Genomic DNA, 13452 nt, shown 5'->3' with positions numbered 1-13452 from the left:
GTACTGAGCGCAAGATCAACTGACGGACGAAGCCGGCATTTGATAATTGTTTTCATTTGGACGTCAAGGCACTTGAGAATTGAAATGAAGTTCGTCTGCCCCTCCGATACCCTCGCACCCGACAGCAGCCTCGGTTTTGAAATAGACGGTTGCAAGCTGTTGGCCGTGCGCCGCGATGGCATCGCCTACTTCTATATCAACCGTTGCCCTCATCGCGGCATCCCGCTGGAATGGCAGCCTGATCGCTTCCTCGACGAGAGCGCCAGCTTGATCCAGTGCGCCACCCACGGTGCATTATTTCTCATCGAAAGTGGCGAGTGCATCGCCGGGCCTTGTGCAGGTCAAAGCCTCACAGCGCTGCCCGGCCGCGAAGACGAACACGGCCTGTGGGTGCAACTCTAATCGCCGAGCAGCACCTGGAGTCTGCGGTCCACCACGATTTCTTCGTGGGTCACCCTCACCCCGTAGGCCAGCACCTCGACGCCCGCCGCCTTGGCCTCACGCAGGGCGCCAGCATAGCCGGCGTCGATTTCCACGGCAGGCCGCACCGCTTCGATCCCGGAAAGATTCACGCAATACAGTTGCACCGCACGCACCCCGCTGCGCGCCAGGTGTGCCAGTTCGCGCAAGTGCTTCGCGCCACGCTGGGTCACCGCGTCGGGAAACGCCGCTACCGCCGAACCGTCAAAGCCCAAGGTGACGCTTTTGACTTCGACATACGCCGCCCCCTCCGGATACTCCAGGCGAAAGTCGATCCGGCTTTTCTCCTGACCGTACGGCACCTCTCGCTTCAGCGCGGTAAACCCGTTGAGCTCGCTGATCACCCCGGCGTGCAGCGCTTCCTCGACCAATTGATTGGCACGCGCCGTATTCACGCACGCCAGCCGGCCCTGAGGTGTTTCGGCGATTTCCCAGGTGCCGGGCAACTTGCGCTTGGGGTCATCGGAGCGGCTGAACCAGACCTGCCCACCCTCGACCATGCAATTGAGCATCGAACCGGTGTTCGGGCAGTGAATAGTAAGTAACTCGCCGGTAACGGTCTCGATATCGGTGAGAAAACGCTTGTAGCGGCGAATCAGCCGCGCTTCTTCAAGGGGAGGATAAAAGCGCATCAGCCTTGCCAGCTCCGCAAGCCACGGGCGATGCGCTCCACCGCCTCCTGCAGGCGATCGAGGTTTTGCGTGTAGGCAAAACGCACATGATGACCGGCCTGGTAGCGGCCGAAATCCAGTCCGGGCGTAAACGCCACGTGTTCGGTCTCGAGGAAATGCCGACAGAACGCAAAGGCATCGCCGCCGAATGCGCTGATATCGGCGTACAAATAGAACGCCCCCTCCGGCTCCACTGCGATACCAAAGCCAAGTTCGCGCAGGGCCGGTAGCAGGAAATCACGGCGGCGGCCGAACTCGGCGCGGCGCGCTTCCAGAATGCTCAGGGTTTGCGGGGTAAAACAGGCAAGCGCAGCATGCTGGGCCATGCTCGGCGCGCTGATGTAGAGGTTTTGCGCCAGCTTCTCCAAATCCGCCACCGCATCGGGCGGCGCCACCAGCCAACCGAGGCGCCAGCCGGTCATCCCGAAATACTTGGAAAAACTATTCAGGACAAATGCTTCATCATCAACTTCCAGCACGCTGGCGGCATCGGTGCCGTAGGTCAGGCCGTGATAGATCTCATCCACCACCAGGTGCCCATTGCGCGCCTTGATCGCACTGGACAGCCCGGCCAGCTCATCCCGCGTGAGCAGGGTGCCGGTCGGGTTGGCCGGCGATGCGACGAGGGCACCTACGCTGTCCTGGTCCCAGTGTTTGGCCACCAGCTCGGCGTTCAGTTGATAACGCACGTCCGGCCCAACCGGCACCAGTTGAGCGGCACCCTCCACCAGGCGCAGAAAGTGTCGATTGCAGGGGTAGCCGGGGTCCGCCAACAGCCAGTGCTTGCCAGGATCGACCAGCAAGCTGCTGGCCAATAACAAGGCGCCGGAGCCACCGGGCGTAATCAGAATGCGCTCAGGGTCTACGTTCAATCCGTAGCGCTGCTGATAAAACCCGCTGATGGCCTCACGCAACTCGGGCAACCCACGGGCGGCGGTATAGCGTGTCTTGCCATTGGCCAGCGCGGCCTGGCCGGCCTGGATGATGGGCTCAGCAGTGGTGAAATCCGGCTCACCGATTTCCAGGTGAATCACATCCAGGCCCGCCGCCTGCAGCTCATTGGCTCGCGCCAGCAACGCCATGACATGAAACGGTTCGATGGCGCGGCTGCGCGCACTGTAGGGCTGGGCCATTAGCCTTCCTTAAAGCGTGAGAACAAAGTCAGGATTCTACCGAACCCTTGCGTTAATACATGCTCTATTGCCTGTTCGGCCACCCAAGATGGGCCAGCACATGCCAGCAAAACGACTAAAATCAACCTTCGAGGCGCTCCACGCCTTACCATGGCGGGCTGCAGCGGTTGGCAGCCCTGTCGAGATGCCTCGACAACCGGGAGTGGCGCACCCCGAATCTATCTGGTAAGTTCGCCCGCTTGCAGCCGCAGGGCCGGCAGGTGTCGGTGACGTTGCAATCCTGCGCAATGGATTAGAAGAGTGAGAGGCGGTCTATTCATGTCCACCCAAGCAAAGCAACAGCAGACTCAAGGCCTCGGCGGCTTCGACCCTTATGTGGAAAAAAAGGGCGAGGAGTACATGGGCGAGCCCATGCGCGAGCACTTCACCAAGATCCTGAACAAATGGAAACAGGACTTGATGCAGGAGGTTGACCGTACCGTTGACCATATGAAGGACGAAGCAGCCAACTTCCCTGACCCGGCCGACCGTGCCAGCCAGGAAGAAGAGTTCGCTCTGGAGCTGCGCGCCCGTGATCGCGAGCGCAAGCTGATCAAAAAGATCGACAAAACGTTGCAACTGATCAAGGACGAGGAATACGGCTGGTGCGAATCCTGCGGCGTCGAGATCGGTATTCGCCGTCTGGAAGCCCGCCCAACCGCGGACCTGTGCGTAGACTGCAAGACCTTGGCTGAAATCAAGGAAAAACAGGTCGGCAAGTAATTGCTGCCGAACTGAACGAATGGGGCGTGCAAACGCCCCATTTGTGTATCTGGCGTTCCTGTTTCCAGTAGTATCCGGCCCATGACAGCCTCTACCTATATAGGGCGTTTCGCCCCCACGCCCAGCGGCCACTTGCATTTCGGCTCCCTGGTCGCCGCCCTCGCCTCCTACCTCGACGCCCGCGCCAACCATGGTCGCTGGCTGATGCGCATGGAAGACCTCGACCCTCCCCGCGAAGAACCTGGCGCCCAGGCCGCGATCCTGCACGCGCTGGAAAGCTATGGCTTCGAATGGGATGGCGAGTTGGTCCGACAAAGCGAGCGGCACGAAGCCTACGCCAAGGTGCTGAACGACCTGTTCAACCATGGCCTGGCGTACGCGTGCACCTGCTCACGCAAACAGCTGGAACCCTACAACGGGATTTACCCCGGCCTGTGCCGCAATGCCGGGCACGACCAGCAGGACGCCGCGATCCGCGTGCGCGTGCCCGAGCTTGCCTACCATTTTACCGACCGCGTTCAAGGCGAATTCCGACAGCACCTGGGCCGCGAGGCTGGCGATTTCGTCATCCGCCGCCGCGACGGTCTGTACGCCTATCAACTGGCGGTGGTGCTCGACGATGCCTGGCAGGGCGTGACCGACATCGTGCGCGGCGCCGACCTGCTCGATTCCACGCCGCGCCAGCTGTACCTGCAGGAACTGCTGGGCCTGCGCCAACCGCGCTACCTGCATGTGCCGCTGATCGTGCAGCCGGACGGCAACAAGCTGGGTAAATCCTACCGTTCACCGCCGCTGACGCAAGACCAGGCAACGCCGCTGCTGCTGCGCGCCTTGCGCGCCCTCGGCCAGCAACCCGGTGACGAACTGCTTCACGCCAGCCCACGGGAACTGCTGGATTGGGGCATCCGGCACTGGGATCCGCTGCTGATCCCGCGCACGCTCACCCTGGCCGAAGCGCAATTGAGTTGAAGGCGCTTGCAGCCGGCCCGGCATCCGTTACCATCGCGACAGTTTTTTAATCAGAGGCCAACATGTACATCTATCGATTGGTCCTGCTGCTGGTCGTCGGGATTTACCTGTTTTCTCCCGCCATCATGGATTGGTGGATCGACGCCACGGGCGCCTGGTATCGCCCTTATCTGCTGTGGCTGATCCTGATCGTCGTGACTTTCATCCTGCAGAGCCAAAAAGATGCCGATGAGCTTTAGCCTCACCCAGATGCTGCTGATCAGCGCCGCCTACCTGGCAGCGCTGTTCGCCGTCGCCTGGATCAGTGAGCGCGGAATGATTCCGCGGGCGATTATTCGCCATCCGTTGACCTACACCTTGTCCCTGGGCGTGTATGCCAGCGCCTGGGCGTTCTACGGCACCGTCGGCCTGGCCTACCAGTACGGCTACGGGTTTCTCTCCAGCTACCTGGGGGTGTCCGGGGCTTTTTTGCTGGCGCCGGTGCTGCTGTACCCGATCCTGAAAATCACCCGCACCTACCAGCTGTCGTCCCTGGCCGACCTGTTCGCCTTCCGCTTTCGCAGCACCTGGGCCGGCGCGCTCACCACCATTTTCATGCTGATCGGCGTGCTGCCCTTGCTGGCCCTGCAGATCCAGGCGGTAGCCGACTCCATCAGCATTCTCACCCGCGAGCCGGTGCAGCACCGCGTGGCTCTCGCCTTCTGTGCGCTGATCACGCTGTTCACGATTTTCTTCGGCTCACGGCATATCGCCACCCGCGAGAAACATGAAGGCCTGGTGTTTGCGATTGCCTTCGAGTCGGTGATCAAGCTGATCGCCATCGGCGGTGTCGGCCTGTACGCGCTCTACGGCGTATTCGACGGCCCGCAACAGCTGGAACTGTGGCTGCTGCAAAACCAGACCGCCCTCGCCGCCCTGCACACGCCGCTGCAGGAAGGCCCGTGGCGCACGCTGCTGCTGGTGTTCTTCGCCTCGGCGATTGTGATGCCGCACATGTACCACATGACCTTCACCGAAAACCTCAACCCGCGCTCGCTGGTCAGCGCCAGCTGGGGCCTGCCGCTGTTCTTGCTGCTGATGAGCCTGGCGGTGCCGCTGATCCTGTGGGCCGGCCTCAAGCTTGGGGCCACCACCAACCCGGAATACTTCACCCTCGGCATCGGCATCGCCGCCAACAGCCCGGCACTGGCGTTATTGGCGTATGTCGGCGGCCTCTCGGCGGCCAGCGGGCTGATCATTGTCACCACCCTGGCGCTGTCGGGCATGGCGCTCAACCACCTGGTGCTGCCGCTGTACCAGCCACCGGCCGAGGGCAATATCTACCGCTGGCTCAAGTGGACGCGCCGCGCGCTGATCGTCGCGATCATCATGGCCGGTTATGGCTTCTACCTGATGCTGGGTGCCGGCCAGGACCTGGCCAACCTGGGCATCGTTGCCTTCGTCGCCACCTTGCAGTTCCTGCCGGGCGTGTTGTCGGTACTGTACTGGCCGACCGCCAATCGTCGCGGTTTTATCGCCGGGCTGCTGGCGGGCATCCTCGTGTGGGTGGTGACCATGCTGCTGCCGCTGGTCGGCAACCTGCAGGGCTTCTACATCCCGCTGCTGAACATGATCTACGTGCTCGACGACACCAGCTGGCACATGGCGGCGATTGCCTCGCTGGCGGCCAACGTGCTGATGTTCACGCTGATCTCGCTGTTCACCAATGCCAGCCCCGAAGAAACCAGCGCCGCCGAAGCCTGCGCGGTGGACAACGTACGCCGCCCGCAACGCCGCGAATTGCACGCGGCCTCGCCCCAGGAGTTCGCCACCCAACTGGCCAAGCCGCTGGGTGCCAAGGCGGCGCAGAAGGAAGTCGAACAGGCGTTGCGCGACCTCTATCTGCCCTTCGACGAACGCCGCCCCTATGCCTTGCGCCGCCTGCGCGACCGTATCGAGGCCAACCTGTCCGGCCTGATGGGCCCCAGCGTGTCCCAGGACATGGTGGAAACCTTCCTGCCCTACAAGGCCGGCGGCGAAAACTACGTGACCGAAGACATCCACTTCATCGAGAGCCGGCTGGAGGACTACCACTCGCGTTTAACCGGCCTTGCCGCCGAACTCGATGCCCTGCGCCGTTACCACCGCCAGACCTTGCAGGAATTGCCAATGGGCGTGTGCTCACTGGCCAAGGATCAGGAAATTCTGATGTGGAACAAGGCCATGGAAGAACTCACCGGCATTGCCGCGCAACGGGTGGTGGGCTCGCGCCTCAATACGCTCGGCGATCCGTGGAAAGCGTTATTGCAGGGTTTTATCAACCTGCCCGACGAGCACTTGCACAAGCAGCACCTGGCCCTCGACGGCCAGACCCGCTGGCTCAACCTGCACAAAGCCGCCATCGACGAACCCCTGGCCCCCGGCAACAGCGGCCTGGTGCTGCTGGTGGAAGACCTGACCGACACCCAGATGCTCGAAGACAAACTGGTGCACTCCGAGCGCCTGGCCAGCATTGGTCGCCTGGCCGCCGGCGTGGCCCACGAGATCGGCAACCCGATTACCGGTATCGCGTGCCTGGCGCAAAACCTGCGCGAAGAGCGCGAGGAAGACGGCGAAATCACCGAGATCAGCGGGCAGATCCTTGAGCAGACCAAGCGCGTGTCGCGCATCGTGCAGTCGCTGATGAGCTTTGCCCATGCCGGCGCCCATCAGAATCAGGACGAGGCGGTGTGCCTGGCCAAAGTAGCCCAGGATGCCATTGGGCTGCTGGCCTTGAACCGGCGCAATTTCGAGGTACAGTTCTTTAACCTGTGCGACCCGGAACACTGGGTCGACGGCGATTCACAACGTTTGGCCCAGGTATTGATCAACCTGCTGTCCAACTCCCGCGATGCAACGCCCGCCGGCGGCGCGGTGCGGGTCAAGACCGAAGCTTTCGAGCATACGGTCGACCTGATCGTGGAGGACGAAGGCAGCGGCATTCCACAGAACATCATGGACCGATTGTTCGAACCTTTCTTCACCACCAAGGACCCCGGTGAAGGCACCGGTCTGGGCCTTGCGCTGGTCTATTCCATCGTTGAAGAGCATTATGGACAAATCACCATCGACAGCCCGGCTGACCTTGAAAGCCAACGCGGCACCCGTATACGGGTGACCTTGCCGCGTCATGTCGAAGCGACGTCCGCTGTGAACTGAGACCGTCGAGAGAATTGAATCAATGCCGCACATTTTGATCGTCGAAGACGAAACCATCATCCGCTCTGCCTTGCGTCGCCTGCTCGAGCGCAATCAGTATCAGGTCAGCGAAGCCGGCTCGGTACAGGAAGCGCAGGAGCGATTCAGCATTCCCACGTTCGACCTGATTGTCAGCGACCTGCGCCTGCCCGGCGCACCGGGCACCGAGCTGATCAAGCTGGGCCAGGGCACTCCGGTGCTGATCATGACCAGCTACGCCAGCCTGCGTTCGGCCGTAGACTCCATGAAGATGGGCGCGGTGGACTACATCGCCAAGCCGTTCGACCACGACGAGATGTTGCAGGCCGTGGCGCGTATCCTGCGTGACCGCCAGTCGGCCGGCAGCACACCGGCCGAACCGCGCCCTGCCGGCAAAACCGCCGAAAAACCGGGCGTCGACAACAGCAACGGCGAGATCGGCATCATCGGCTCCTGCCCGCCCATGCAGGATCTGTACAGCAAGATCCGTAAAGTGGCGCCCACCGACTCCAACGTGTTGATCCAGGGCGAGTCCGGTACCGGTAAAGAACTGGTGGCCCGTGCACTGCACAACCTGTCCAGGCGCGCCAAGGCGCCGATGATCTCGGTGAACTGCGCGGCGATCCCCGAATCCCTGATCGAGTCCGAACTGTTCGGCCACGAAAAAGGCGCCTTCACCGGCGCCAGCGCCGGGCGTGCGGGCCTGGTGGAAGCGGCGGATGGCGGCACCTTGTTCCTTGACGAGATTGGCGAGCTGCCACTGGAAGCACAGGCGCGGTTGCTGCGGGTATTGCAGGAAGGCGAGATTCGACGCGTCGGCTCGGTGCAGTCGCAGAAGGTCGATGTGCGCCTGATCGCCGCGACCCACCGCGATCTCAAGAGCCTGGCCAAGATCGGCCAGTTCCGCGAAGACCTGTATTACCGCCTGCACGTGATCGCCCTAAAGCTGCCGGCCCTGCGTGAGCGTGGCGCCGACGTCAACGAGATCGCCAATGCGTTCCTGCTGCGCCAGAGTGCGCGCATCAACCGTACCGACCTGACGTTTGCCCCGGACGCCGAGCAGGCGATTCGGCACTACTCGTGGCCAGGTAACGTGCGCGAACTGGAGAACGCAGTGGAGCGTGCGGTCATCCTGTCGGAGAGCCCGGTAATTTCCGCCGAGCTGCTGGGTATCGATATCGAACTCAGTGATCTGGAGGATGACGACTTCATCGGTCTGGCGCCGCAATCGGGCGCGAGCAACACCAGTCATGAACCGACTGAAGATCTGTCACTGGAAGATTACTTTCAGCATTTCGTGCTCGAGCATCAGGATCACATGACCGAGACTGAACTGGCGCGCAAGCTGGGTGTGAGCCGCAAATGCCTGTGGGAACGGCGTCAGCGCCTGGGTATTCCGCGACGCAAGACCGGGGTTGCCAGCGAGAGTTGAGGGGGCGCCCTCACAGGTAACACCCTCAGATGTGAAAAAACTGTTACCGCGGATATTTCGCGTAACAAAAGCCGGGGCTTACGGTAACGAAGCCCCGGCTTTTTTTCGTCCGCCAAAACCCTGAAATCGCCTCAACCCCCTGATTTTACTGGGCGGCGCAAAAGTTGGCACGCACCCTGCTATATGCTTAGTACAAAAACAATAACAAGCTCTGAACAAGACAATAAAAATAAGACGAATCGACTCACGCATAACAAAAACAACACGGCGGAGGCGCAGCTAACTGATTCTTTTGGAGAGGCGTTGCATTTGGGGCTTGCCCCGCAACCAGGCCGAGAACAACAAAAACTGCCCTAAGGCAGAGCCTGAACTGGTTGGATCGTAGATCAGCAACACAGCGACCAAAGCAATCCGTTTGCTCTTGGCTCCCGATTGGGAGTGTCATGAAGGTGAAGCTTCCTGACGAGGGCGATCAATAAAAACAAAAAGCCCGACACCCATAATAAAAATAGAGTACGCAACTACTTCTGGGGGAGCTTCGGCTCCCCTTGTAGTTTCTGCGTTTTACCCCCTGAGGCATTCGTTTGAAGCTTTCAAAGCAACGCTTGCAGCTTGTTCCTACACCATCCCCTGACTAAATGCTAGAATCCCGGCCCATCATGCGGTCATTCTTCGTTATGGCCGAACATTCCTTCAAACAGTGCATCCCATGCTGAAGAAGTTGTTCCAGTCATTCCGTTCTCCCGTGCGTCGTACGCAACACATTCGCAGCACGCCTGAAGTGCTTAACAGCAATCAGCATTCATTGCAGCGCGCTCAGTTCAGCCGCTACGCGGTGAACATCGTCGAACGTTTGCAGAACGCCGGCTACCAGGCCTATCTGGTGGGCGGCTGCGTACGTGACATGCTGCTTAATATCACGCCCAAGGATTTCGACGTCGCCACCAGCGCCACGCCGGAGCAGGTGCGTGCCGAGTTTCGCAATGCGCGCATCATCGGTCGCCGTTTCAAGCTCGTGCACATTCACTTCGGCCGCGAAATCATCGAGGTCGCGACCTTCCGTGCCGGTCATCCGCAAAACGATGAAGAGGAAGACACCAACCAGTCCTCCCGCAACGAAAGCGGGCGCATCCTGCGCGATAACGTCTATGGCACGCTGGAAGAAGACGCGCAGCGCCGCGACTTCACCATCAATGCCCTGTATTACGACCCGGTCAGTGAGCGCATCCTCGATTACGCCAATGGCGTGCCCGATATTCGCAACAACCTGATCCGCCTGATCGGTGAACCGACGCAGCGCTACCAGGAAGACCCGGTGCGCATGCTGCGGGCCGTGCGCTTTGCCGCCAAGCTGAATTTCGGCATCGAGAAACACACCGCCGCACCGATTCGCGAGCTGGCCCCGATGCTGCGCGAAATCCCTTCGGCGCGGCTGTTCGAAGAAGTGCTCAAGCTGTTCCTTTCGGGTTATGCGGCCGACACTTTTGAGATGCTCGTCGACCTGCAGCTGTTCGATCCTCTGTTTCCGGCCAGCGCCGAAGCCCTGGAATACAACCCGACGTACACCCACACCCTGATCAGCGAAGCGTTGACCAACACTGACCTGCGCATCAAGCAGAACAAACCGGTCACCCCGGCGTTCCTGTTTGCCGCGCTGTTGTGGCCAGCCTTGCCCAAACGCGTACTGCGCCTGCAGGACCGTGGCATGCCGCCCATTCCGGCGATGCAGGAAGCCGCTCACGAGCTGATCACCGAGCAATGCCAGCGCATCGCGATTCCGAAACGCTTCACCATTCCCATCCGCGAGATCTGGGACATGCAGGAGCGCCTGCCACGCCGCAGTGGCAAACGCGCCGACATGCTGCTGGACAACCCGCGCTTCCGTGCCGGCTACGACTTCCTGCTGCTGCGCGAAAGCGCCGGCGAGCAGACCGACGGCCTGGGCGAATGGTGGACCGATTACCAGGACGCCAACGACAGCGGGCGCCGCGACATGATTCGTGACCTGGGCAGCAAAGGCGATGGCGAAGGCGTTGCGCCCAAAAAGCGTCGGCGCAGTAGCAGCAGCAAGCGCAAACGCAGCGGCGCCGATGCCTCGGGCGCCGCAGGCGAATAAACGTGGAACGTATCTACATTGGCATGGGCAGCAACCTCGCTGCCCCGGATCAGCAATTGCGCAGCGCTATCGAGGCGCTGGCGCAGTTGCCAGACACCACCGTCGCCGGTGTCTCCGCCTTCTACCAAAGTGACTCCCTGCTCCCCGGCCAGCCGCGCTACACCAACGCGGTAGCAGCCCTGAACAGCAGCCTTGCGCCCCTGGAACTGCTGGATGCGTTGCAAGCCATCGAGAACGATCAGGGCCGCGAGCGCCTTGAGCGCTGGGGGCCACGCACACTCGACCTGGACATCCTGCTGTTCGGCGATCACCTGATCGATGAGCCTCGCCTCAAGGTGCCGCATTACCAAATGCACCTGCGGGCGTTTGTGCTGTATCCGCTGGCCGAATTGGCCCCGGCAAATTTCCATTTACCGGACGGCCAGCCTTTAAGCCAGTTGCTGGCAACTTGCCCGTTCGAAGGCCTGGAACGCATTCCCCAGAACTGACGCGGTCAAAGTGGGAACTGGCTTGCTTGCGAAGGCATCGACCCGGCCCAACGGAACACCGAGGTGCCTGCATCGCAGGCAAGCCAGCTCCCACATGTGATTTTCACGGCCTTCAACCTGCTGAATCGCGTCAGTAACAGGGGTAACACCGCCCTCGTAACAATGCGGTAACACATCCAATTGACTTCCCGTGTCCTCCTCACGACTATAGGCGTCCCGCTGCCGCCAACCCGGCAATGAAGGGCGCAATCCAGGCCTTATAAGCACTGCTCTCAAGACAGTGCGCCTGTATAAACGAAGACTCACGCGCGTTACTCGCTGTTTCCAAGCGCCTGAACGAGGACCCTTTCGATGCCAGACATTACCCTGACCACCTTGCAGAGCCTCAAGCTCAAAGGTGAAAAAATCACCATGCTGACCTGCTATGACGCCACATTCGCCAACGCCTGCTGCCAGGCAGGCGTCGAAGTGTTGCTGGTAGGTGACTCCCTGGGCATGGTTCTTCAAGGGAATGACAGCACGCTCCCCGTCACCACCGATGAACTCGCCTACCACACCGCCAGCGTCAAGCGCGGAAACAAAGGCGCGTTCATCATCGCTGACCTGCCGTTCATGGACTACGCCACCGTCGAACAGACGTTCCTCAACGCCGGCAAGTTGATGCGCGCCGGTGCGCACATGGTCAAGGTCGAAGGCGCGCTGTGGCTCGCCGAGTCGATCCGCCTGCTGGCCGAGCGCGGCGTACCGGTGTGCGCTCACATGGGCCTCACGCCGCAGTCGGTGAACCTCCTCGGCGGTTACAAGGTGCAGGGTCGCAACGAGGCCCAGGCGCGCCAGATGCGGGCCGATGCCATCGCCCTGGAGCAAGCCGGCGTTGCCATGATCCTGCTCGAATGCGTGCCCAGCGAACTGGCCGCAGAAATCACCCAGGCTGTCAGCGTGCCGGTCATCGGCATTGGCGCGGGCTGCGCCACCGACGGCCAGGTGCTGGTGTTGCACGATATGCTCGGCTTGTCGATCACCGGTCGCGTGCCCAAGTTCGTGAAGAACTTCATGGCCGGCCAGGACAGCATTCACGCAGCCTTGAGCGCGTACGTCGCCGAAGTCAAAGGCGTGACCTTCCCCGCCGCCGAACACGGATTTTCTGCATGAACACCGTAAAAACCCTGCGTGAACTGCGCGCTGCCGTAACTCACGCCCGCAGCGCCGGCAAGCGCATCGGCTTCGTGCCGACCATGGGCAACCTGCACGAAGGCCATGCCACCCTGGTGACCAAGGCCGTGCAGCAAGCCGACTTCGTGGTCGCGAGTATCTTCGTCAATCCGCTGCAATTCGGCGCCAATGAAGACCTGGACAAGTATCCCCGCACCCTCGCCGCCGACCAGGAAAAACTCCTGCAGGCCGGCTGCAATCTGCTGTTTGCACCGACCGTCGAGGAGATGTACCCGGGCGGCATGACCGGCCAGACCCGCGTCAGCGTCCCGCACCTCTCCGAAGGCCTCTGTGGCGCCAGCCGTCCCGGGCACTTCGAAGGCGTCGCCACGGTGGTCAGCAAGTTGTTCAACATGGTGCAGCCGGATATCGCCGTGTTTGGCCAGAAGGACTACCAGCAGTTGGCGGTCATCCGCGCCATGGTGCATGACCTGAACATGCCGATCCAGATTATCGGCGAGCCCACCGTGCGCGCCGAAGACGGCCTGGCGCTGTCATCACGCAACGGTTTTCTCTCCGAGCAGGAACGCGCCATCGCCCCGGTGCTGTATCGCAGCCTCAGCCGCATCGCTGTGGCCATCAAGGCCGGCGACCATGACTTCGCCAGCCTGCGTGCCGAACAAATGAGGCAGATCGAAGCCGCCGGGTTGCGCCTGGATTACCTCGAAGTGCGCCAGGGTGAGCATTTGCGCCCCGCCACGACGCAGGACAAGGACATTGTGATTCTGGTCGCGGCGTTCCTGGGCAGCACCCGGTTGATCGATAACCTGCATTTGAACCTCAACTGACCCCGCCCAGGCAGCACGCCTGTTGCCCTGATCGCCGTGCCGGTATAAAAAAGTACCGGCCACGGCGCAGACAAAGCCAAGACATATCGACACGCTAGGTTTAATGTAATCGCCCGGCGCTAAGGTTAGCGCTGTCCGCAACCCAATTGTTGCGACAAGACTGGACGTTCCGGGCTTTGAAGTGTCCTAAAGGCAGTCCCCGTAAT

At 61.3% G+C, this 13452-nt stretch carries 12 protein-coding genes; 10 read left to right on the top strand and 2 right to left on the bottom strand.

The features are described 5' to 3' along the window. Nucleotides 1-84: 84 nt before the first annotated feature. The gene (locus ACXX81_RS02200) at nt 85-402 is read left to right on the top strand and encodes a Rieske (2Fe-2S) protein (protein WP_057008752.1); all 318 of its coding nucleotides are present in this window, start codon (nt 85-87) and stop codon (nt 400-402) included. Here the strand turns inward: ACXX81_RS02200 and sfsA are convergent. Further along, the gene (gene sfsA / locus ACXX81_RS02195; RefSeq protein WP_209984870.1) at nt 399-1112 is read right to left on the bottom strand and encodes a DNA/RNA nuclease SfsA; all 714 of its coding nucleotides are present in this window, start codon (nt 1110-1112) and stop codon (nt 399-401) included. The two genes, ACXX81_RS02200 and sfsA, sit on opposite strands and share 4 nt — an antisense overlap. Continuing rightward, nucleotides 1112-2284 (bottom strand): pyridoxal phosphate-dependent aminotransferase, encoded by a 1173-nt coding sequence (locus ACXX81_RS02190; protein ID WP_231422631.1) that lies wholly within the window; start codon nt 2282-2284, stop codon nt 1112-1114. The genes sfsA and ACXX81_RS02190 overlap by 1 nt, the downstream gene beginning before the upstream one ends. Before the next feature lie 318 nt (nt 2285-2602). Between ACXX81_RS02190 and dksA the strand changes: the two genes are divergently transcribed. From dksA to panC, 9 genes are all read left to right on the top strand, one after another. Further along, the gene (gene dksA / locus ACXX81_RS02185) at nt 2603-3046 is read left to right on the top strand and encodes an RNA polymerase-binding protein DksA (RefSeq protein WP_003235002.1); all 444 of its coding nucleotides are present in this window, start codon (nt 2603-2605) and stop codon (nt 3044-3046) included. A gap of 81 nt (nt 3047-3127) precedes the next feature. After that, nucleotides 3128-4015 carry a tRNA glutamyl-Q(34) synthetase GluQRS gene (gene gluQRS, locus ACXX81_RS02180; protein ID WP_458571136.1) on the top strand — a complete coding sequence of 296 codons (888 nt, stop codon included), beginning with the start codon at nt 3128-3130 and terminating at the stop codon, nt 4013-4015. Between the two features lie 62 nt (nt 4016-4077). Then, complete coding sequence (locus tag ACXX81_RS02175; protein WP_003176118.1) at nt 4078-4254, top strand: hypothetical protein; 177 nt, start codon at nt 4078-4080, stop codon at nt 4252-4254. Continuing rightward, nucleotides 4238-7192, top strand: coding sequence for a sensor histidine kinase (locus tag ACXX81_RS02170; protein WP_231422629.1), 2955 nt, complete (start codon nt 4238-4240; stop codon nt 7190-7192). The genes ACXX81_RS02175 and ACXX81_RS02170 overlap by 17 nt, the downstream gene beginning before the upstream one ends. Nucleotides 7193-7214: 22 nt before the next feature. Next, the gene (locus ACXX81_RS02165) at nt 7215-8642 is read left to right on the top strand and encodes a sigma-54-dependent transcriptional regulator (RefSeq protein WP_209984879.1); all 1428 of its coding nucleotides are present in this window, start codon (nt 7215-7217) and stop codon (nt 8640-8642) included. 709 nt (nt 8643-9351) lie between these two features. Beyond that, a complete protein-coding gene (locus ACXX81_RS02160; RefSeq protein WP_209984882.1) occupies nt 9352-10758 on the top strand; it encodes a polynucleotide adenylyltransferase PcnB in 1407 nt (468 codons plus the stop codon). Nucleotides 10759-10760: 2 nt separating this feature from the next. Then, nucleotides 10761-11246: a 2-amino-4-hydroxy-6-hydroxymethyldihydropteridine diphosphokinase gene (gene folK, locus ACXX81_RS02155; protein ID WP_209984884.1), complete on the top strand. Its 486-nt coding sequence runs from the start codon at nt 10761-10763 to the stop codon at nt 11244-11246. Between the two features lie 351 nt (nt 11247-11597). Then, nucleotides 11598-12398: a 3-methyl-2-oxobutanoate hydroxymethyltransferase gene (panB, locus tag ACXX81_RS02150; RefSeq protein ID WP_209984887.1), complete on the top strand. Its 801-nt coding sequence runs from the start codon at nt 11598-11600 to the stop codon at nt 12396-12398. Further along, entirely contained in the window at nt 12395-13246 is an 852-nt protein-coding gene (gene panC, locus ACXX81_RS02145; protein WP_458571135.1) for a pantoate--beta-alanine ligase, read from the top strand. Before panB ends, panC begins: the two co-directional genes overlap by 4 nt. Nucleotides 13247-13452 lie beyond the last annotated feature (206 nt).

Source organism: Pseudomonas sp. GNP013 (genome assembly GCF_054343995.1).
This window is presented reverse-complemented; position numbering and strand designations above follow the sequence as displayed.